Source organism: Pseudoxanthomonas mexicana, assembly GCF_014397415.1.
GTDB lineage: Bacteria > Pseudomonadota > Gammaproteobacteria > Xanthomonadales > Xanthomonadaceae > Pseudoxanthomonas_A > Pseudoxanthomonas_A mexicana.
In genome coordinates, this window is the sequence record NZ_CP060731.1 from 139536 (window position 1) to 157996 (window position 18461).

General features: G+C 67.6%; 21 protein-coding genes. 9 read left to right on the top strand and 12 right to left on the bottom strand.

The annotated features are described in order from the left end of the window. The first annotated feature begins 29 nt into the window (after positions 1 to 29). Positions 30 to 1877, top strand: coding sequence for an ABC transporter ATP-binding protein (locus IAE60_RS00690; protein ID WP_187573472.1), 1848 nt, complete (start codon positions 30 to 32; stop codon positions 1875 to 1877). Between the two features lie 166 nt (positions 1878 to 2043). Here the strand turns inward: IAE60_RS00690 and IAE60_RS00695 are convergent, their stop codons facing one another. The 6 genes from IAE60_RS00695 to IAE60_RS00720 form a co-directional block, all read right to left on the bottom strand. Continuing rightward, entirely contained in the window at positions 2044 to 2487 is a 444-nt protein-coding gene (locus tag IAE60_RS00695) for a hypothetical protein (protein WP_187573473.1), read from the bottom strand. 85 nt (positions 2488 to 2572) lie between these two features. Further along, on the bottom strand, positions 2573 to 2767 hold the full coding sequence (locus IAE60_RS00700) for a CPXCG motif-containing cysteine-rich protein (RefSeq protein WP_187573474.1): 195 nt from the start codon (positions 2765 to 2767) through the stop codon (positions 2573 to 2575). Next, positions 2767 to 3054, bottom strand: coding sequence for a DUF3247 family protein (locus IAE60_RS00705; protein ID WP_187573475.1), 288 nt, complete (start codon positions 3052 to 3054; stop codon positions 2767 to 2769). Before IAE60_RS00705 ends, IAE60_RS00700 begins: the two co-directional genes overlap by 1 nt. Positions 3055 to 3111: 57 nt before the next feature. After that, complete coding sequence (locus IAE60_RS00710; protein WP_187573476.1) at positions 3112 to 3789, bottom strand: type 1 glutamine amidotransferase domain-containing protein; 678 nt, start codon at positions 3787 to 3789, stop codon at positions 3112 to 3114. A 57-nt stretch (positions 3790 to 3846) separates the two neighbouring features. Continuing rightward, on the bottom strand, positions 3847 to 4752 hold the full coding sequence (gnd, locus tag IAE60_RS00715) for a phosphogluconate dehydrogenase (NAD(+)-dependent, decarboxylating) (RefSeq protein WP_187573477.1): 906 nt from the start codon (positions 4750 to 4752) through the stop codon (positions 3847 to 3849). A gap of 93 nt (positions 4753 to 4845) precedes the next feature. Then, positions 4846 to 5544 (bottom strand): alpha/beta fold hydrolase, encoded by a 699-nt coding sequence (locus IAE60_RS00720; RefSeq protein WP_222937173.1) that lies wholly within the window; start codon positions 5542 to 5544, stop codon positions 4846 to 4848. A 114-nt stretch (positions 5545 to 5658) separates the two neighbouring features. On the opposite strand from IAE60_RS00720, the gene IAE60_RS00725 reads away from it, so the two are divergent. After that, the gene (locus tag IAE60_RS00725; protein ID WP_187573479.1) at positions 5659 to 6549 is read left to right on the top strand and encodes a TIGR01777 family oxidoreductase; all 891 of its coding nucleotides are present in this window, start codon (positions 5659 to 5661) and stop codon (positions 6547 to 6549) included. 336 nt (positions 6550 to 6885) lie between these two features. Then, positions 6886 to 7353, top strand: a complete 468-nt coding sequence (locus IAE60_RS00730; protein ID WP_162110101.1) for a GNAT family N-acetyltransferase — start codon at positions 6886 to 6888, stop codon at positions 7351 to 7353. A gap of 40 nt (positions 7354 to 7393) precedes the next feature. On the opposite strand, the gene IAE60_RS00735 is transcribed toward IAE60_RS00730, so the two are convergent. Together IAE60_RS00735 and IAE60_RS00740 are read right to left on the bottom strand one after the other, a co-directional pair. Further along, on the bottom strand, positions 7394 to 8290 hold the full coding sequence (locus IAE60_RS00735; RefSeq protein ID WP_187573480.1) for an alpha/beta hydrolase family protein: 897 nt from the start codon (positions 8288 to 8290) through the stop codon (positions 7394 to 7396). Between the two features lie 31 nt (positions 8291 to 8321). Next, on the bottom strand, positions 8322 to 8711 hold the full coding sequence (locus IAE60_RS00740; RefSeq protein WP_187573481.1) for a low affinity iron permease family protein: 390 nt from the start codon (positions 8709 to 8711) through the stop codon (positions 8322 to 8324). A 157-nt stretch (positions 8712 to 8868) separates the two neighbouring features. On the opposite strand from IAE60_RS00740, the gene IAE60_RS00745 reads away from it, so the two are divergent. From IAE60_RS00745 to IAE60_RS00755, 3 genes are all read left to right on the top strand, one after another. Next, positions 8869 to 9255: an MmcQ/YjbR family DNA-binding protein gene (locus IAE60_RS00745; RefSeq protein ID WP_162110098.1), complete on the top strand. Its 387-nt coding sequence runs from the start codon at positions 8869 to 8871 to the stop codon at positions 9253 to 9255. Between the two features lie 119 nt (positions 9256 to 9374). Further along, positions 9375 to 9788, top strand: coding sequence for a VOC family protein (locus IAE60_RS00750; protein ID WP_187573482.1), 414 nt, complete (start codon positions 9375 to 9377; stop codon positions 9786 to 9788). 82 nt (positions 9789 to 9870) lie between these two features. Further along, a complete protein-coding gene (locus IAE60_RS00755) occupies positions 9871 to 11151 on the top strand; it encodes an RNA polymerase sigma factor (protein WP_374501988.1) in 1281 nt (426 codons plus the stop codon). 6 nt (positions 11152 to 11157) lie between these two features. Here the strand turns inward: IAE60_RS00755 and IAE60_RS00760 are convergent, their stop codons facing one another. Continuing rightward, the gene (locus IAE60_RS00760) at positions 11158 to 12897 is read right to left on the bottom strand and encodes a caspase family protein (RefSeq protein WP_187573484.1); all 1740 of its coding nucleotides are present in this window, start codon (positions 12895 to 12897) and stop codon (positions 11158 to 11160) included. A gap of 235 nt (positions 12898 to 13132) precedes the next feature. After that, positions 13133 to 13651, bottom strand: a complete 519-nt coding sequence (locus IAE60_RS00765) for a DUF1993 domain-containing protein (RefSeq protein ID WP_244966620.1) — start codon at positions 13649 to 13651, stop codon at positions 13133 to 13135. A gap of 136 nt (positions 13652 to 13787) precedes the next feature. On the opposite strand from IAE60_RS00765, the gene IAE60_RS00770 reads away from it, so the two are divergent. Then, positions 13788 to 14303: an adenine phosphoribosyltransferase gene (locus tag IAE60_RS00770; RefSeq protein WP_187573485.1), complete on the top strand. Its 516-nt coding sequence runs from the start codon at positions 13788 to 13790 to the stop codon at positions 14301 to 14303. A gap of 52 nt (positions 14304 to 14355) precedes the next feature. On the opposite strand, the gene IAE60_RS00775 is transcribed toward IAE60_RS00770, so the two are convergent. Further along, positions 14356 to 15906: a PKD domain-containing protein gene (locus IAE60_RS00775; RefSeq protein WP_187573486.1), complete on the bottom strand. Its 1551-nt coding sequence runs from the start codon at positions 15904 to 15906 to the stop codon at positions 14356 to 14358. 673 nt (positions 15907 to 16579) lie between these two features. Further along, positions 16580 to 16921: a transposase gene (locus IAE60_RS00780; RefSeq protein WP_162110093.1), complete on the bottom strand. Its 342-nt coding sequence runs from the start codon at positions 16919 to 16921 to the stop codon at positions 16580 to 16582. A gap of 484 nt (positions 16922 to 17405) precedes the next feature. On the opposite strand from IAE60_RS00780, the gene IAE60_RS00785 reads away from it, so the two are divergent. Together IAE60_RS00785 and IAE60_RS00790 are read left to right on the top strand one after the other, a co-directional pair. After that, positions 17406 to 17993, top strand: a complete 588-nt coding sequence (locus IAE60_RS00785; protein WP_162110092.1) for an ECF-type sigma factor — start codon at positions 17406 to 17408, stop codon at positions 17991 to 17993. Between the two features lie 179 nt (positions 17994 to 18172). Continuing rightward, positions 18173 to 18415: a hypothetical protein gene (locus IAE60_RS00790; protein WP_187573487.1), complete on the top strand. Its 243-nt coding sequence runs from the start codon at positions 18173 to 18175 to the stop codon at positions 18413 to 18415. The last annotated feature ends 46 nt before the right edge of the window (positions 18416 to 18461 follow it).

Genomic DNA, 18461 nt, shown 5'->3' on the forward strand with positions numbered 1-18461 from the left:
GCCGATGCGCGCCCACGATGGACCGACCGATGTTCCGATTCTTCGAAACCCGCATCAATCCGTATCCGAAGGGCGAGCCGACCACGCCGCCGCGGAAGCTGCTGCCGTTCCTGCTGCACTACTCGCGTCCGCTGCTGCCGTGGCTGCTGGCGATGTCGGTGCTGACCGGCGTGATCTCCGCGCTGGAGATCACCTTCTTCGACTACATGGGCCAGCTGGTCGACTGGATGGGCAGCACCGGCCGCGACAGCTTCCTGCAGGTGCACGGGGAGAAGCTGCTGTGGATGGGCCAGCTGGTGGTGGTGGCCTACCCGCTGCTGGTGCTGGTGCAATCGCTGATCATCCACCAGACCATCTTCGGCAACTACCCGATGATCGCCCGCTGGCTGTCGCACCGCTACCTGCTGCGGCAGAGCGTGGGCTTCTTCCAGGACGAGTTCGCCGGCCGCATCTCGCAGAAGGTCATGCAGACCGCATTGTCGATCCGCGAGACGGTGATGAAGCTGATGGACGTGTTCGTCTACGTCGTCGTCTACTTCGTCGGCACCGTGGTGCTGGTGGCGCAGGCCGACGTGTGGCTGGTGCTGCCGCTGGTCGTCTGGCTGGCCAGCTACCTGGTGCTGGTGTTCCATTTCGTGCCGCGCCTGCAGAAGGTGTCGATGGCGCAGTCGGACGCGCGCGCGCAGATGACCGGCCGCATCGTCGACAGCTACACCAACATCCAGACCATCAAGCTGTTCGCCCACACGATGCGCGAGCAGGACTACGCCCGCGGCGCGATGGACGAGTTCATGGTCACCGTGCACGCGCAGATGCGGCTGGTCACCCAGCTGACCGTCGCCCTGCATACGCTCAACGCCTTCCTGCTGGCCAGCGTGGCCGGCGTGGCGATCTGGGCCTGGCTGCAGGCCTCCATCTCGATGGGCGCCATCGCGGTGGCCATCGCGCTGGTGATGCGCATCCGCTCGATGTCGGACTGGATCCTGTGGGAAGTGGCCGGCCTGTTCGAGAACATCGGCACCGTCGAGGACGGCATGGGCACGCTGGCCCAGCCGCTGGCCATCGCCGATGCGAAGGACGCGAAAGACCTGGTGGTCGCGCAAGGCGAGATCCGCTTCGACCACGTGAAGTTCCACTACGGCCGCGAGGCCAAGGTGATCGACGACCTGTCGCTGGTGATCAAGCCGGGCGAGAAGGTCGGCATCGTCGGCCGCTCGGGCGCCGGCAAGTCGACGCTGGTGAACCTGCTGCTGCGCTTCTACGACGTGGAAGGCGGTCGCATCCTCATCGACGGCCAGGACGTGGCGCACGTCACCCAGGAGTCGCTGCGCCGGAACATCGGCATGGTTACCCAGGACACTTCGCTGCTGCACCGCTCGATCCGCGACAACATCCGCTATGGCCGGCCGGATGCGAGCGAGGAGGAACTGCTGGAGGCATCACGGCGCGCGCATGCGGATGAGTTCATCCGTGGGCTGACCGATGCCAAGGGCCGCAGCGGCTACGACACCCAGGTCGGCGAGCGCGGGGTGAAGCTGTCCGGCGGCCAGCGCCAGCGCGTGGCGATCGCGCGCGTGCTGCTGAAGGACGCACCGATCCTGGTGCTGGATGAAGCCACCTCGGCGCTGGACTCGGAGGTCGAGGCCGCCATCCAGGAACAGCTGTACGCCCTGATGGAAGGCAAGACCGTCATCGCCATCGCGCACCGCTTGTCCACCATCGCCGTGCTCGACCGCCTGGTGGTGATGGACGGCGGCCGCGTGATCGAAAGCGGCAGCCACGAGGAACTGCTCCAGCAGGATGGCCTGTACGCCGCGTTGTGGCGCCGCCAGTCCGGTGGTTTCATCGGCGTGGATCTGGAAGACGCGGAAGCATGACGATGGACGATGGACATAGGGTGGGCCTTGGCCCACCGCCGCCGTGCCGGATCGCTCGCGACAGATGGCATGTGGATGATGGTGGGCCAAGGCCCACCCTACGAAGCTCGTCTCGGCATGAAAAAGCCGCCGGTTTCCCGGCGGCTTTCTCTTTATCGAGCGAAGCTCAGGATAGCCAGCTGCGCGCCTGCGCCTTGTTCGCGTACCACAGCAGGAACAGCGCGATCGCCAGCAGCACCGCCGGCATCACCAGCCCCACGGGACCATAGGCCGACCACGCCGGGGTCACCACGTAGGCACCGATCATCTGCACCAGCAGGGCGATCAGCGACAGCAGGAACATCGTCGCCGCCCACTTCTTCTTCAGCAGCATGCCCAGCGCCCCCAGCACGCCGGCGAACACCGCCACAGCGAAGGCGATGTTGAGCCAGCCGGGCGTGGCCTCGTAGACCTGGCGTTGCGCATCGGTCATCGCCGCCAGCTGTTCGGCGGACATGTTGACCTGCAGGTACCACATCGCCACGCCGATCAGGTTCCAGACCAGCGCGAACAGGCCGATGATCCAGAAGCCGAGCGGGCGCTTGGGTGCCGCGGTGGTGGTCGTGTTCATCTCCCCTCCCCAGGGTTGGTTGTCGGACCGGGGCCGAGCATACCCCTGCCCGTGGCGATACGCGCGTTACGGTCCCGCGACGCCGTCAAGCTTCATCCTGACCCCACGCATCCACCGCGACCATGCCGTCGTCGTCCACGCTCACCCGCACTTCGATCGGGCGGCAGCAGACGTGGCAGTCCTCGATGTAGCGCTGGTCGCCGGCCGAATCGTCCACCACCAGGGTGATGGTTTCACCGCAGTACGGGCAGGCGATGTCGGCGGTCGGCAGGTGCGGCATCAGGCCGACCCCAGCGGCGTCACCGACGCGATGCGGTCCAGCCACAGGTAATGGGTAACATCGGGTCGGCGGTGGTCGTCGATGCGCACCACCGCATTGAAGCCCTCGTGGCCGTCGCCATCGCGGAACACCTGCACGCTGGGGCGCGTGGTGACCACGCCGGTGATCGATCCGCCCTCGGTGAGGTGCAGTTCCACTACCGCCTCGTCGGGCAACTGCGATACCAGCGCCTCCATCCGCGCGATGTCCTCCTGCCGGGTATACAGATGTTCGGGTGCCGCGCTCATGGACCACCTCCTTGCGGGCGCCACGCTACGCGCGCCGCGGTAAACCCTCGTGAAGCCTCAACGCAGCAGGCGCAGGACATCCTCGGCCGCCGCCTCGGACGAGGCCGGGTTCTGGCCCGTCACCAGCTTGCCGTCGGTGACCACGTACGACTGCCACACCGGGCCCCGCTCGTAGTGCGCACCGTTCTTCTTCAGCGCATCCTCCAGCGAGAACGGCACCACGCTGGCCAGGCCCACGGCCTCCTCCTCCTCGTCGGAAAACGCGGTGACCCGCTTGTCCTTCACCAGCGGCTCGCCCAAGGCGCCACGGGTATGCCGGAACACCGCCGGGCCGTGGCAGACCGCGGCCACGGGCTTGCCGGCGGAGAAGGCCTGTTCGATCAGCCGGATCGAATCCGCGTCCTCGGCCAGATCCCACAGCGGGCCGTGGCCGCCGGGATAGAACACGGCGTCGAACGTCTCGTCCAGCACGTCCTTCAGCCGGCGCGTGTTGGCCAACGCCGACAGCGCCTCGGCATCCTCGTTGAAGCGCACGGTGGCCGCGGTCTGCGCATCGGGCGCATCGCTCTTGGGGTCCAGCGGCGGTTGCCCGCCCTTGGGCGAGGCCAGCACCAGCTGCGCGCCGGCATCCTTGAACACGTAGTACGGTGCGGCGAATTCCTCCAGCCAGAAGCCGGTCTTGTGCCCGGTATCGCCCAGGCGGTCGTGCGACGTCAGTACCATCAGGATCTTCATGGAATGTCCTCCAATGCAGGCCCGCAGACTGGCACTGCGGGCGATAAGACCGGGTGATCAGCCCTGCTTCACCGCATGCCCGCCGAATTCGTTGCGCATGGCCGCCAGCAGCTTGTCGGCGTAGGAATCGTCGTCGCGCGAGCGCAGGCGTTCCAGCAGCGACAGGGTGATCACCGGCGCGGAGACGTTCAGGTCGATGGCCTCGGCGACGGTCCAGCGGCCTTCGCCGGAATCGGCCACGTACGGCGCGATGCCGTCCATCTGCGGATTCTTCTTCAGCGCATCGGCGGTCAGGTCCAGCAGCCACGACCTCACCACGCTGCCATGGCGCCAGATCTCCGCCAGCGCCCCCAGGTCGAAGTCCATCGTCTGCTTGTGCTTGAGGATGGCGAAGCCTTCGGCATAGGCCTGCATCATTCCGTACTCGATGCCGTTGTGGATCATCTTGGCGAAGTGGCCGGCGCCGCTCGGCCCCACGTGGCCCCAGCCGGTCTGCGGCGTGGGTGCCAGCGTGGCGAACACCGGCTGCAGGCGCGCCACCGCGTCGGCATCGCCGCCGATCATCAGGCTGTAGCCCTCCGCCAGGCCCCACACGCCACCGCTGGTGCCGCAGTCGATGTAGTGGATGCCGGCCTCGGCCAGCTGCGCGCCGCGGCGCTGGGTGTCCTTGTAGTTGGAATTGCCGCCGTCGATCACCGTGTCGTCGGCGGCCAGCAACGGGCGCAGTAGCGCGATCGTGTCGTCCACCACCTGCCCGGCCGGCACCATCAGCCAGACGACGCGCGGCGTGGGCAGCGCGGCGACCGCGTTCTGCAGGTTCGCGTGCGGAACGATCCCGCGCGCCTCGGCCTGCTGGCGCGCCGCCTCGCCGGGGTCGTAACCGCGTACCGTGTGTCCGCCGCGTACCAGCCGTTCGGCCATGTTGGCGCCCATGCGCCCCAGCCCGATCATCGCGAGTTCCATATGTACTCCCGTGCGTTCAACGAAAAGAAAGGGGTGCGCCATTGTCGCCGCGCGGCGTGGCGACGACATGCACCGATGTGCGTACCCGACGCCTCATGGCGCCTGCAGCCAGTCGCGCAGTACCGCGGTGGTCTCCTGCGGCACTTCCATCGGCGGCAGGTGGCCGCAGCGCGCGAACACATGCAGGCGCGCGCCGGGGATGCGTTCGTGCAGCAGCCACGATTCCTCCGGCAGGGTCATGCGGTCGTCCTCGCCCACGCCGATGAGCGTGGGCACGGCGATGGCGGGCAGCAGCGGCAGCGAATCGGGGCGGTCGATGATGGCGCGCTGCTGCCGCAGGAAGGCATGGCGGCCGACGCGCTGCGCCATCGCCATCACCGCGTCACCCACCTCGCTCTCCACCCGACTCTCATGCACCAGCTGCGGCAGCAGCTTGCGGGTGACGCCGGCAAAGCGTCCGGATTCGGCCAGCGCCAGGCCGGCCTTGCGCACGGCCCGCCGCTTCGGCGGATCGGTGCGCGCGCTGGTGTCCAGCAAAGCCAGACGCGCCACGCGCTCCGGTGCCTGGCGCAGGATCTCGAACGCGACATAGCCGCCCATGGACAGCCCGGCCAGCGCAAACACCGGGGGCGCAGCATCCAGCACGCGCGCGGCCATGCCGGCCACGCTGTCGTCCAGGGTCAGGTCGGCGTGATGGACCGGCGTCAGGTCGGCCAGCGCGGCCGCGGGGTCGCGCCACAGGCGCGCATCGCACAGCAGGCCGGGCAGCAGGACCAGGGGAAGGGAAGCCATCCGCATAGTGTAGGCGCGGCCCCGCCGGCCGACCGGCGGCCACCGCCGACGGTCCGTTCCACATCCGCAACACACGCCGCTGCGTAAGCTGTCCGGGTTTACGGAAGCCTTCCCATGCATGTCCTGATCACCGGCGGTACCGGCTTCATCGGCCAGGCGCTCTGCGCCGCGCTGCTGCAGGCCGGCCATACCCTCAGCGTGCTGACGCGCGATCCCGCCCGCGCGCGGTCCCAGGTGCCGCCCGCCGCGCGGGTGCTGGCGTCGCTGGACGAGGCGCGCGATGTGGAGGCGGTGGTCAACCTGGCCGGCGAACCGTTGATGGCCGGACGCTGGAACACCACGCGCAAGGCGGCCTTCCGGGCCTCGCGGCTGGACACCACGCGCGGGCTGATCGGCTGGATGGCGCGGCAATCGGTCCGCCCGCGCGTCCTGGTCTCCGGTTCGGCCATCGGCTATTACGGCCCGCGCGGGGACGAAGCGCTGGACGAATCCGCCGCCCCCGGCAACGACTTCGCCGCCCACCTCTGCCGCGACTGGGAAACCGAAGCGATGCAGGCCGAGGGCCTGGACGTGCGCACCTGCCGCGTGCGCACGGGCATCGTGCTGGGTGCCGACGGCGGCGCACTGGCGAAGATGCTGCCGCCGTTCCGGCTGGGCGCGGGCGGCCCGATGGGCGATGGCCGGCAGTGGATGAGCTGGATCCACCGCCACGATCTGGTGGGAATGATCCAGTGGCTGCTGGAACGCGACCAGGCCGGCGGCGCCTACAACGGCACCGCGCCTACGCCGGTGACCAACCGCGATTTCGCCCGCACCTTGGGCGCGACGTTGAACCGGCCCGCACTCATCCCCACCCCCGCCTTCGCCCTGCGCCTGGGCTTCGGTGAAATGGCCGAGTTGCTGTTGACCGGCCAACGCGTGCTGCCCGCGCACGCGCTCGCGGAGGGCTTCGCCTTCCGCTTCCCCACGCTGGAGAGGGCGCTGGACGACCTGCTGCGCCCGTGACATCGCCCCCGGGTCATGCGCCCCGGCAGCCGTCAATGGATCTTGTGGGCCCTCGCGATACCGTCAGCGAGAGGAGAGCGGACCTTTCTGGGTCTCGCGCTATCCTTAGTGTGAGAAGAACGGACCTTTTTGGGCCTCGCGATACCCTTAGTGAGAGAAGAGCGGACCTATTTCGTTCTCGCGCCACCCTTGGTGAGAGAAGAGCGGACCTTTTTGGTCCTCGCGACACCCTTAGTGAGAGAAGAACGGACCTTTTTGGTCCTCGCGACACCCTTGGTGAGAGAAGAGCGGACCTTTTTCGGTCTCGCGATAGCCTTAGTGTGAGAAGAGCGGGTCATGCCCACCCTCCGTCCCTACCATCCCAACGATGCCGCCGCGCTGACCGCGCTGTACGTCCGCTCCGTGCGCCATTACGGGCCGCGGGCATACACACCCGAGCAGGTTGCGGTGTGGGCGGCGACCGCGGATGTCGCCCACACGGCGGCGCGCTGCGGCGATGGACGCCACGTGGTGGTGGCGCAGGATGAGGCCGGCAGGCTCCTCGGGTTCGCCGACCTGGAGGCCGACGGTCATCTCGACATGCTGTACGTCGCGCCGGAAGCCGAAGGCCTGCACGTGGGCTCGCAACTGTATGCCGCGCTCGAAACGCATGCACGGCGCCGCGGCCTGCACCGGATCTTCGTCGAAGCCAGCGAACTCGCCCGCCCCTTGTTCGAACGCCGCGACTTCACCCTGCTCGGCCGCAACGACCTGGTGCTGGACGGCGTGGACATCCACAACTACCGGATGGAGAAGCGATGGTGACGCCTCCGCACGCACGTCGCTGCATCGCGAACACCCGCACTCAGTCCAGTCGACCGCTCGCAATGCCCTGTCCTGCTCCCCGCAGGAACTCACGCAGATGATCGTGCCCTTCCGCTTGCAGGCTGTGATCTGCGCCGGGGTACACCACCAGACCGATGTTCTGCTTGCCAGCCGCCCGGGCCGCACGCAGGACTTCGTGCGCGGACGCGGCCGGTACGCTGCTGTCACGCTCACCGAATCCGATGATCACCGGAATCCCTAGGGCGAGGTAGTCGACCAGGGGCGCGTGATCGAAGGTATCGAACCAGTAACGGTACGGATGACCGCGCCATAGCGCCTCCGCGCTGTCGGGATGCCGCGCGATGTCCTTCCATGCCGCTTCCACGACATCCGCGCCCATCAGCGAAGAAAGGTTGTCGCGCATGCTCCAGCCGCCATCTCCGACCACGATCAGGTGGGTGATGTCGCTACGCGCGCGTGCAACCCGGGCAGCGAGCGCGCCGCCTTCGGATCCCCCCACCAACACCACGTTCTTCCAGCGCCCAGGCTCCGCTGCCAGCGTCCGCGAGACGAATTCCATGTAGTCCGCCATCCAGTGCCGCGGCAGGTTCCATGCCCTGAATGCACGCGAGCAGGTGTCGCTACCGCCCCTCTGCGCCTGGCCCGACGCCACGTGCCGTTTGTTGAGCGCCATAAAACGAGCGGGGATAGCCATGCCATCCGCGAGTGTCGGTAACCAATAACGCGCAAGATCAGTGCACCCCGATCCGCCATAGGTGAACACCAGCGTATCCACCGCCGCCGGATCGCCCCGCACGATTTCGTATACGGTGGACGTGCCCCCGTCAGAAAAGCGGAAGGCCTTGCCACTGGCCGGCGTCTGGGCCATGACAGGACACAGCATGATCGTGAGCAATACACCGAATATTCCCTTCATGCCCCACCTCCATGCGTAAGCCGTCCCCGGATCATCGCATCTTTCGCGCCTGCATCTCCCGCGCCTGCCGCGCCATGTCTTCGTAATGCGCACGCAGGTCGTCGAGTTCCTTCTCCTCCAGCTCCTCCAGGTCCAGCAGCGCGTTGTTGGCGCTGCGCGAGACGCGGATCAGTTCGTCCAGCTTGATCTGCATGGCCTCGGTGTCGCGGTTCTGGGTGCTCTGGATCAGGAACACCATCAGGAAGGTGATGACCGTGGTCCCGGTGTTGATCACCAGCTGCCAGGTATCGCTGTAGCCGAACAGCGGCCCCGTGACCGCCCAGGCCACGATGATGCCCAGCGCCAGTGCGAAGCAGGCGGGACGGCCGGTGAAGGTGGAGGCTTTCTTGGCCAGGCGGGTGAAGGCGGATGGGCGGCTCATCGGCGGCTCCGGGATCAGGGGTGAACGACGTGGCGCCACTGTAGCCGGAGCCGCGGAACGCCGTGCGGCGGGCCTCATGCCGCTTCGAGGGCAGCCACCGCCCTCGACCCGCCGAGCCTGCACGCCACGCGCGCGTTCGCAGCGCTAGCATCTCGGCATGGATGTCGCCGCCCTAAAACGCCATTGCCGCGCCCTGCCGGGCAGCGTGGAAACGCTGCATGGAGAGCCTTCGAACATCCTGGTGTACGAGGTAGGCGGCAAGCGCTTCGCCTACTTCAAGACCAGCGAGCCCGAGCGCTGGCGTTTCAGCTTCAAGGTGGCGCCGGAGCGCTTCCTGGAGCTGACCGACCAGCCGGGCATCAAGCCCGCGCGCTGGCTGGGCAAACACCGCTGGGTGACCGTGGTGGACGTGTCCTCGGTGCCGGGCGCCTACCTGAAGGACCTGGTGGCGTGGTCGTACCGCCACGCCCTGACGAAGCTGAGCCGGCGCCAGCGCGAGGCCATCGCCGGGGCCGCCGCGGATCCCGGCGACGCCGTCCGCTGACGGGCGCGCAGGCCGGATGCATCTTCATCTCCGATGCTGTCGATTCCGGCCCCGCCGGTTCGTCGGAGAACACGAGCAGGCCGTGCCGGCCCTGCACCCGACCACCCGAGGAGCCCACCATGAACGTCAATCCGTACCTGATCCTCAACGGCGACTGCGAGGCCGCCTTCACCTTCTACGCGCAGGCGACCGGCGGCGAACTGGGGCCGATGATGCGGTTCGACGGCATGGAGGGCTGCGGCGACATCCCGCCCGAATACGGGCAGAAGATCATGCATACGCACGTGATGTTCGGGCAGACCGTGCTGATGGGATCGGACAACCACCCGGCACAACCCTACGAGGGCGTGAAAGGGTGCTCGGTGTCGTTGTCGGTGGACAGCATCAAGGAGGCCGAGCGCATCTTCGCCGCGCTGTCCGACGGCGGCCAGGTGACCATGCCACTGGCACAGACGTTCTGGGCGGTGCGCTTCGGCATGCTGGTGGACAGGTTCGGCGTGCCGTGGATGATCAACTGCGAGAAAGATGCGTGATGACGGTACGGACGCGGCGTGGACGCCATGTTGACTGCCTACGTTGCGCTGCGGCTTTCACCGGCCGTAGCGCCGTGGTCTGATGCACGCCATGTCCACGACATCGTCCACCCATCGCGCGATCGATGCCGTCTGGCGCATCGAATCGGCGCGCGTGATCGCCGGTCTTGCCCGCATGCTGCGCGACCTGGACCTGGCCGAGGAGCTGGCGCAGGACGCGCTGGTCGCCGCGCTAGAGACCTGGCCCCGTGACGGCGTGCCGGACAATCCGGGGGCGTGGCTGATGACCACCGCCAAGCGCCGCGCGATCGACCGCCTGCGCCGCCTGCAGTTGCTCGACCGCAAGCACGAAGAACTCGCGCGCGAACTGGAAGACATCCAGGACGAACGCCGCAGCCGCGACGAGGACGCGCTGGACCACGACATCGACGACGACCTGCTGCGGCTGGTGTTCGTCTCGTGCCACCCGGTGCTGTCGATGGACGCGCGGGTCGCACTGACGCTGCGCCTGCTGTGCGGCCTGACCACGGACGAGATCGCACGCGCGTTCCTCGCGGCGGAGCCGACGGTAGCGCAGCGCATCGTGCGCGCCAAGCGCACGCTGGCCGAAGCCGACGTGGCGTTCGAAGTGCCCCGCGGCGACGCGTTGCAGGAACGCCTGGCCAGCGTGCTGGGTGTGGTCTACCTGGTGTTCAACGAAGGCTATGCGGCCACCAGCGGCGATGATTGGGTGCGGCCGGCGCTGTGCGAGGAAGCGTTGCGACTGGGCCGCATGCTGGCCGCGCTGACGCCGCGCGAACCCGAGGTGCACGGGCTGGTGGCGCTGATGGAGATCCAGGCCTCGCGCCTGCACGCGCGCGTGGGCAAGGACGGCGAAGCCGTGCTGCTGCTCGACCAGGACCGCAGCCGTTGGGACCAGCTGCTGATCCGGCGCGGCCTGGAGGCGCTGGCGCGCGCGGAGCAACTGGGCGGCGCCTTCGGCCCATATGCGTTGCAGGCCGCGATCGCCGCATGCCACGCCCGCGCGCGCACGGCCGACGCCACCGACTGGGTGCGGATCGCCACGCTGTACGCAGCACTGGCCCAGGTGAATCCGTCGCCGGTGGTCGAACTGAACCGTGCGGTCGCGGTGTCGATGGCGACCGGACCGGCGAGCGCGTTGCCTCTGGTGGACCGGCTGCAGGACGATCCGGCGATGAAGCACTACCACCTGTTGCCCAGCGTACGCGGCGACCTGCTGTTCAAGCTGGCGCGGCACGACGAAGCGCGCGCCGAGTTCGAGCGCGCCGCCGCGATGACCCGAAACGCGCGCGAGCAGGCCCTGCTGCTGGCGCGCGCGCGCGAATGCGCCGCGGCGGGCTGAGGCGCGCTACATCCAGCGCGACAGGCGGATTTCCGGCCCGGCGAGCGCCGCGGTCTGGTCGTATTCCAGCTCGCGCAGTTCCTGCGAGGTGTACTTCACCAGGTCGCTGACCTTCAGGCGGCGCCGGTCGCCGGCGCCACCGCGCAGCATCCGCCGCCAGTTCTTCACCAGCGCGTAGGTGAAGGCACCATGCTGGATCGCGCCGTGTTCGTACTCGTAGGCGAACTCGCCCTCCTGGCAGGCATAGACCAGCAGCGGCATGTACGGCCCCTTGTGGCCCAGCGCCTTGCGCAGCTGGCGCGCTTCGCCCAGCGGCAGCGTGCGTACCGGCAGCGCGTAGCCCAGGCGCCCGCTCATGTCGCCCAGCGGCATGGTGTCCTGGTCCACGGCCAGCTGCTTGCGCTCGGCGACCTCCAGTTCGCGCGGCACCCACATCTCGCGCGCGGCGTCCCACTTCAGCGCGCGATGGCGGATGTCGTCGGGCGGATTGAGGCCGCGCATGCGCGCGGGGCCGCCCTTGGCCATGCCGCCGGAATGGCAGCAGTCCAGCAGGATGCTGAAGTCCACGTCGTACGGCAGCTGCACGTAGCGCTCGAACAGCCAGTCGTCGGTGAGCGCGGTGTCCTCGGTCCAGTCGAAGTCGTAAGGCACCAGCGTCTCGTCCATGCGGTCCACCCGGTCGCCCAGCCCGTAGGTGGGCAGCTGCGCGCCGTGGCCGCTGTAGTACAGGATGCGCTGGTCGCCGGAACGCACTCCGTCCAGCAGCCAGTCCACGCGCTCACGGATGCCGTCGGCGGTGGCCCGCTCGTCCAGCACCACGCGGATGTCGCCGGCGTCGAAGCCCTGTTCCTGCAGCATGGCGCTCATCAGGAACACGTCGTTGACGCAGCCGGCCAGCCGCTGGTCCGGATCGGGATAGTCGTTGATGCCGATCAGCAGCGCGCGCTTGCGCGGCGTGGCCACGCGCGCGGACACGGGGCGCTGTTCGCGCAGCGCACGGGTGATGCGCGCGGTCTCGTCGTTGAGCACGTCGTACCAGAACGTGCTGACGGCCTGCGGATGGCGCAGGTATTCCTCCGCCGCGTGGTCGGCATTGCCGGGAATGTCGAAGTGCGTGTCCACCTGGCGGAAGTTGTCGGCCGCGATCGAGACGCGCGCCGTGAACACCGAGTCGAAGCGGTTGTACAGGTGGTACCAGAAGCGCGCCTTCTCGATGGCGCTGAGGCGCCCGGCCTGGTACTCGCCGCGCACGAACGGATTGCCGATCTGCGAGCCCAGCGAGACGAAGTAGCGCCCGCTGGCGGTGGCACGCGACTCCTCGTGGGTGAAGGTGTCGTAGCAGACCAGCGAGCCCAGGCTGTGGCCGAGCACGACATGCGGCTTCACCGCCTCGATGCGCTCGACCAGGCGATCGCGCGTCTGCTTGCGGAAGGCGGGACTTTCGACCCACTTCACCACCATGCCCGCGGTGTGCCGCAGGCGCGAATCGTCGCCGCGCGCGCGTCGGAACGGGGCGGTGATGCCGTTGGCCAGCAGGCGCGCGAGGGCTTCCAGCGTGTCGCCCAGTCCCACCTTGTGCTGGGCGAAGATGTCGTCGTAGTGGCAGTACTGGATGTCGAGCGTGCGTTCGGCATCGACCTGCCGGCACGCCTCGTGGATCGCGGCCTCCCAGGCCTGCTGCCACGCCCCGCCGGGCGGGTGCTGGCCCACGCCGTGTACGCAGAGGATCCGTAGTGCGGTCGCCATCGCTGCTTCCCTCGCTGGAGTGGTCCCGGCATCCGCGCAGGCGACGGTTGTCGCAAGGCGTGGAGGCCCGGACGACAGTATCGGAGGGTCACGTCGCATGCCGTGACACACGCAGCACTCCGTCGCCGCAGGCGACCGGCTTCTCGGAGGAAGCCGCCGCGCGGCAGGGATCGCGCGGCTCTTCCTGTCCAACGCCGGTGGGCGGCCGGAGCGGACAGGCTGCCCCGGCGCCGGCTCAGGCCTGGGGACCGAGATAGTCCAGCTTGCCCAGCGGTACGCCGTTGTGGCGCAGGATCGCGTAGGCGGTGGTGGCGTGGAAGAACAGGTTGGGCAGGACGAAGCCCAGCAGGTAGCCGCGGCCGTCGAACTTCAGCTCACCGCGCGTGCGCGTGGTCAGCGTGATGCTGCGGTCCTCGCTGCCTTCCAGCGCAGCCTCGTCGAAGGTACGCAGATAGGCGCTGACCGCATCCAGTCGCGCGTACAGTTCCTCGAATGTGGTTTCCACATCGTCGAAGCGCGGCGATTCCACGCCGGCGAGGCGGGCGACGGCGAACTTCGCCGTATCCGTGGCGAACTGTACCTGGCGCACCAGCGGAAACATGTCCGGCGCCAGCCGCGACTGCAGCAGGATCGTGGGCTCATAGCCCTTGTCCCGCGCATGCGCCTCGCCTTTCGCCAGCACGTGGCGCAGGTTCGCGAGCGCACGGAGAAGAACAGGGACCGAAGCCTGGTACATCGAAAGGGCGTTGCTCATGGGGCATGTCCGGGAGAGGTGGAAGGCGAGGATAGCCTTGCGGCGGCACGCTGATTAGCCGCCCGGCGCGGGAGACTGCATCCCAGACCCCGCAGGCTGCGATAGCATCATCGGCCCACCTGGAATTCCACCGCCCATGGCCTGGACCGACCTGCTGCGCGATATCCCCGACTTCCCCAAGCCCGGCATCCTGTTCAAGGACATCACGCCGGTACTGGCCGATGGCGATGCGTTCGCCGACGCGATCGCCGCGATGGCCGAGCCGTGGCGTGGCGTGGCGCTCGATGCCGTCGTCGGCGTGGAGGCCCGCGGCTTCATCCTGGGGGCGGCGCTGGCGCGCGAACTCGATGTCGGGTTTGTGCCGGTCCGCAAACCCGGCAAGCTGCCCGGGCATACGCTGTCGCAGGACTACGGACTGGAATACGGACGCGACCGTCTGGAGATCCATGCCGATGCGCTTCCGGCCGATGCGCGCGTCATCGTCGTCGACGACGTGCTGGCGACGGGCGGCACGTTGAAAGCCGCTCTCGTGCTGGTCGAGCGGCAGGGCGCACAGGTCGTGGGCACGGCCGTCCTGGTCGAACTGGGTTTCCTGGGTGCGCGCACCGGCTGGACGCACCCCGCTCCCCTGCACGCCGCTGCCGTTTACTGACGCTGGCGCCGTGCGTGCGCATGGAGCGAACGCACGGCGCGTCCATGGTGAATCAATACACCTCGAGTTCGTAGATGCGTGCGGCCGGATCGCCGTTCTGGGTCGGCGTGCTGATGTTGAGCCGTACGTAGCGCGCCGTGCGCGGAGTGATTGCGTGCGTGGTCACGCTGGCGCTACTGGCGCTCACCGTCGCCACCGTGGTCCATGTGGCGCCGTCGGTGGAGGTCTGCAGCGTGAAGGCCTTGGTATTCCACGCGGTGGCTTCTCCGCCTGCTCCGGCATGCTTGATCACGAAACTACGGACCGTGCGGGACGACCCCAGGTCGACGCGCAGCCACTTCGAGGATGCGAGCGAGCAGAACTTGTCTGTGGTGCCGCCCGAAACGCTGCCGTTGACCGCCTTCGCCGCGCTTTCATTGGCGTTGCACACGATCGATCCCGTCGCAGGCCGATTGAGCGCCAGGTTGGCGCCGACCGTGACCACATTGCTGCGGCTCGCGGTGGCGCCGTCGTCGTCGGTCACTGTCAGCGTGACGGTGTAGGTGCCATTGGCGGCATAGCTGTGGCTGGGGTTGGTTGCCGTGGATGTGGCGCCATCGCCGAAGGTCCACTGCCGCGCAACGATGGTCCCGTCGCTGTCGGTGGATGCGTCCGAGAAAGCCACGGTGGACCCTGCGACGCTGGAGCTGAAGTTGGCGACGGGCGCTGCATTGCCACCAAACACCGCATTGATCGCGCCAGCGTACTGGGCCGTGGTGCCTTGCGACCAGCATGCCTGGATATCGTCGTACAGCCAGATGAAGCCACCGACGATCCCGGCGGAATTCTTCCAGTTCGTCATCTTGCTCTGGACCGTGGCAGGACTGTCTCCCGCCGTACATCCGCTGCCGTGCTTCGACCAGACGCCCGGGTCGACCGCCATGCCCAGCGTGGTGGACCACGTGGCCGGATTGTTGCCGGCACCTCCGTCGTAGACCTGCAGGTGGATGCCGTCGACCTTGCCGGCGAGATTGTCCGCCAGGCTCTTCCAGTAGGTCATGTTGGTGTAGGGCGCCAGCGTGATCGAATAGCCCAGGCCCCACAGCATGTTGCCGAATGCAGTCGACGAGCCCAGGTCGTAGGTGCTCTCGTCATCGAAGTCGATCGCATCGGCGCCGGTGATCTGCTTCAGTGTCTGGAAGTTCTTGTAGAGAACGCTGGTCGGACCGGTGCCCTGCGCAGCGATCAGGTTCTTGATGTTCTGGAAATCGCCCGTGCCCCAACCGCCGACCGAGGCCTCGATGCGGGTAACCGAGGTCGGCGCGGTCTTCAGCGTCGCCAGGCGCGCAGGCCAGCCGGGGTCGCCGATGTAGGTGCCGTTGGAAATGATCGGATCGTTATTGAAGTGCAGATCGCCGTTGGTCTGCACATGCACGCCGAACAGGATCACCGTAGTGAAGCCCGACGCGCGCAGGTCATCCATGACGGCCTGCCCTCCGTGATAGAAGGGCCCGCCGCCATAGATGGCCGAGTCGGCGGAAGCGTGGAACGAAACAAGACAGAGAATCACAGCGAGCAGCAGAGACCGCTTCGTGCGCCGGATCCGGCGGAATCGATCGAACATCGTGAACTCCTTGCGTCGAGATGAATTGGCTGTGCGTGTCGTCGGACCCCTTGCGCATGTGAGCGCTGGAGCGTGACGGGCCGGAGCTTCGACGTGCGCCATCGATCGCGTCAAATTTGGATCGATACAATCGCAAGAAAAACGGTGATTATCGAGTGACTTAAACGCGATGACCCGTGACTTGGCCATGAAAATCAGTGCGATAGCGGGCATCACTCGAGGAGCGCGCACCGGCTCGCCGATCGGTCATCGACATATGCGTCGCGTCGCGCGCTGCAATGCAACAGGACGTCTGCGTGGAAGGTCCGGAGCGGACCGCTGCAATGTCGGTCAGGCCGTGGAAAGAGGGCGGTCAGGCCCGCGGCGCATCGAGGGTGTACATACGCCCCACCGCATTGAGTCCTGCAGAGCATTGCGAAGAAAAAAGCGAGGGGGAGGCATTGCACCTCCCCCTCTGGCGCCGAAGCGCGATGCCTGCCATGTGTCGGGCATGGCAGGCGACAGGGTCGCCCCCCTGGGGAGGGGAGGCGCCCTCTAACTGCCAGACAGGGGACGTCGGCAGATAGACCTAGAGGGTCATGGACGGCCTGCAGACACGTTCAACGGCTGGTCCGTCCTCCCCTCTGGATTTCCTGGCCGGCATCCTCTGGCCCTCGAGGCTTCCGGCGATGTTTCATGACGCCCGCATCGCCCGACTCAGATGCTTGGTGTTGTTGCGATGCAGGTAGCGCTGCACCAGGGCATGCAGGTCCAGCGCACGCGGGTCCTGTGGAGCCAGACACGCCAGCACGCCCTCCCAGTTGCCGTCCTGCGCCCAGCGTATGAAGCGCACGTAGATGCCATGCCACGAACCGAATTCGCGTGGCAGGTCGGACCAGTACGCACCGGTCTGCGCCACCCACAGCACGGCCTCGATGAAACGGCGCGCATTGCCACCCTGACGCGCACGCGCGCCGACCCGGCCCGGCAGGGCCTGCATCAGCACCTTCCATTCGTCTTCGGTCAGGCGCTGCATGATCGGCCACTGACTCGTGGCGCGCGGCCCCAACCCCGGGGGAATGGGCCAGTTTCTGGCGGGTAGCGAGGCCGCGTCGTGGTGGGCATTCCTCACACTGCCTTCGTCCTGCGGGTGCCGCCCCTCCATCATTCCGTCATTCCCCATGCGGGCGACCTCCGGCCATGGCCACCCCCCATCCCTCCGTCGTGACTGACGCCATCCGACTGCAGGCTTCGTTAAACCCGCGCATGACATACTCGTTGCCGATCATCTACGTGGAAATCTCCATGCCGTTCGTTCCCCAGGCCAGCGCGACTCCCTTCGCTCCCGACGGACCGCTCGCACAGAACCTGTGTTACGGCTCGCGTGCGAATCGCCCGCGGGGTCATTTATGGGATGGAATCGTGATGACAGGCCCAGTCCGGACATGACAGCGCGGCGGCAACCAGGCAGCGTTACGGCAAGCACCCGCCTGGACCCGTGGACGCAAGGCGACGCGGCCATGCCGATGCCGGATGAGGAATCCGTGACCCGCCTGCTGGGTGATGCCGGCAGCGGGAAACCCGACGCGTGGAACCGGATCTATGCGCTGCTCTATCGCGACCTGCATCAGATCGCGCGCGCGCAGATCCGCCAGCAGCGCCGCTCGCACGTACGCTCGCCCACGTCGCTGATCAGCGAGACCTGGCTGAAGCTGGCCAGCGCGGATTTCAGCGTCGAGAACCGCGCGCATCTGGTGGCGCTGGTGGCCAGGGCCATGCGGTTCGTGCTGCTTGATGAGGTACGGCGTGCACTGGCGGAAAAACGTGGCGAGGGCATGGACCTGCTGCCTCTGGACGAGACCACCGAGCCGGTCCAGACCTCGCGGCTGGAGCAGTTGCTGATCCTCGACCAGGCATTGACGGACTTGGGCAAGCTGGACGCCCGTCTGGCCCAGGTGGTGGAGATGCGCTACTTCGGTGGCCTCAGCGAACTGGAGATCGCCGACGTGCTGAAGGTCACCGAACGCACGGTACGGCGCGACTGGCGCAAGGCGCGCGCTTTCCTGTTCAGCCACCTTGGCGAAGGCGAGCTGCCCGAGCAGTGGTAGCCCACGGACACCGGTGCGACCGACGGCGTCCTGATCCACGCCCGTAGGGCGAACTCTGGTGTGTGAACCGATACGAATCCCCTCCTCCGACACGGCCACGCATGCCGGAACACGGTACGCCCGCCGACCCGCCCCGGGTGGCAGCACATGAATCCGACGCAGGATCGCTCTCGCGGGCGATGAGCCTGTTCGATGCGTACTCGGACATGCACGACGAAAACCAGGCTGCCGCCCTGGCCGCCCTGAGGATGCGCGACCGCCCATTGCATGACGCGCTGGTGCGGCTGCTGGTGGCCGACGCACTGGATCATGCACTGGATGTTCCTCCCTGGCAGGTGCACGCGCTGCAGGAAGGCGGACCGGCCCCGCGGCCTCGCCCAGTGGCCCCGGCAGCTGCCCCAGCCTCGCCCGACGCAACGTAGCAGCAGGCGGGCCACCCGCGCGTTCCCGCACGCCGATGCAAGGCGA

What these genes read in the sequence shown, in the direction of transcription:
- IAE60_RS00690 (WP_187573472.1), top strand. Translation starts at nt 30, where the DNA reads ATGTTCCGATTCTTCGAAACCCGCATCAATCCGTATCCGAAGGGCGAG.
- IAE60_RS00695 (WP_187573473.1), bottom strand. Translation starts at nt 2,487, where the DNA reads ATGAACACGACCACCACCGCGGCACCCAAGCGCCCGCTCGGCTTCTGG.
- IAE60_RS00700 (WP_187573474.1), bottom strand. Translation starts at nt 2,767, where the DNA reads ATGCCGCACCTGCCGACCGCCGACATCGCCTGCCCGTACTGCGGTGAA.
- IAE60_RS00705 (WP_187573475.1), bottom strand. Translation starts at nt 3,054, where the DNA reads ATGAGCGCGGCACCCGAACATCTGTATACCCGGCAGGAGGACATCGCG.
- IAE60_RS00710 (WP_187573476.1), bottom strand. Translation starts at nt 3,789, where the DNA reads ATGAAGATCCTGATGGTACTGACGTCGCACGACCGCCTGGGCGATACC.
- gnd (WP_187573477.1), bottom strand. Translation starts at nt 4,752, where the DNA reads ATGGAACTCGCGATGATCGGGCTGGGGCGCATGGGCGCCAACATGGCC.
- IAE60_RS00720 (WP_222937173.1), bottom strand. Translation starts at nt 5,544, where the DNA reads ATGGCTTCCCTTCCCCTGGTCCTGCTGCCCGGCCTGCTGTGCGATGCG.
- IAE60_RS00725 (WP_187573479.1), top strand. Translation starts at nt 5,659, where the DNA reads ATGCATGTCCTGATCACCGGCGGTACCGGCTTCATCGGCCAGGCGCTC.
- IAE60_RS00730 (WP_162110101.1), top strand. Translation starts at nt 6,886, where the DNA reads ATGCCCACCCTCCGTCCCTACCATCCCAACGATGCCGCCGCGCTGACC.
- IAE60_RS00735 (WP_187573480.1), bottom strand. Translation starts at nt 8,290, where the DNA reads ATGAAGGGAATATTCGGTGTATTGCTCACGATCATGCTGTGTCCTGTC.
- IAE60_RS00740 (WP_187573481.1), bottom strand. Translation starts at nt 8,711, where the DNA reads ATGAGCCGCCCATCCGCCTTCACCCGCCTGGCCAAGAAAGCCTCCACC.
- IAE60_RS00745 (WP_162110098.1), top strand. Translation starts at nt 8,869, where the DNA reads ATGGATGTCGCCGCCCTAAAACGCCATTGCCGCGCCCTGCCGGGCAGC.
- IAE60_RS00750 (WP_187573482.1), top strand. Translation starts at nt 9,375, where the DNA reads ATGAACGTCAATCCGTACCTGATCCTCAACGGCGACTGCGAGGCCGCC.
- IAE60_RS00755 (WP_374501988.1), top strand. Translation starts at nt 9,871, where the DNA reads ATGCACGCCATGTCCACGACATCGTCCACCCATCGCGCGATCGATGCC.
- IAE60_RS00760 (WP_187573484.1), bottom strand. Translation starts at nt 12,897, where the DNA reads ATGGCGACCGCACTACGGATCCTCTGCGTACACGGCGTGGGCCAGCAC.
- IAE60_RS00765 (WP_244966620.1), bottom strand. Translation starts at nt 13,651, where the DNA reads ATGAGCAACGCCCTTTCGATGTACCAGGCTTCGGTCCCTGTTCTTCTC.
- IAE60_RS00770 (WP_187573485.1), top strand. Translation starts at nt 13,788, where the DNA reads ATGGCCTGGACCGACCTGCTGCGCGATATCCCCGACTTCCCCAAGCCC.
- IAE60_RS00775 (WP_187573486.1), bottom strand. Translation starts at nt 15,906, where the DNA reads ATGTTCGATCGATTCCGCCGGATCCGGCGCACGAAGCGGTCTCTGCTG.
- IAE60_RS00780 (WP_162110093.1), bottom strand. Translation starts at nt 16,921, where the DNA reads ATGCAGCGCCTGACCGAAGACGAATGGAAGGTGCTGATGCAGGCCCTG.
- IAE60_RS00785 (WP_162110092.1), top strand. Translation starts at nt 17,406, where the DNA reads ATGCCGATGCCGGATGAGGAATCCGTGACCCGCCTGCTGGGTGATGCC.
- IAE60_RS00790 (WP_187573487.1), top strand. Translation starts at nt 18,173, where the DNA reads ATGAGCCTGTTCGATGCGTACTCGGACATGCACGACGAAAACCAGGCT.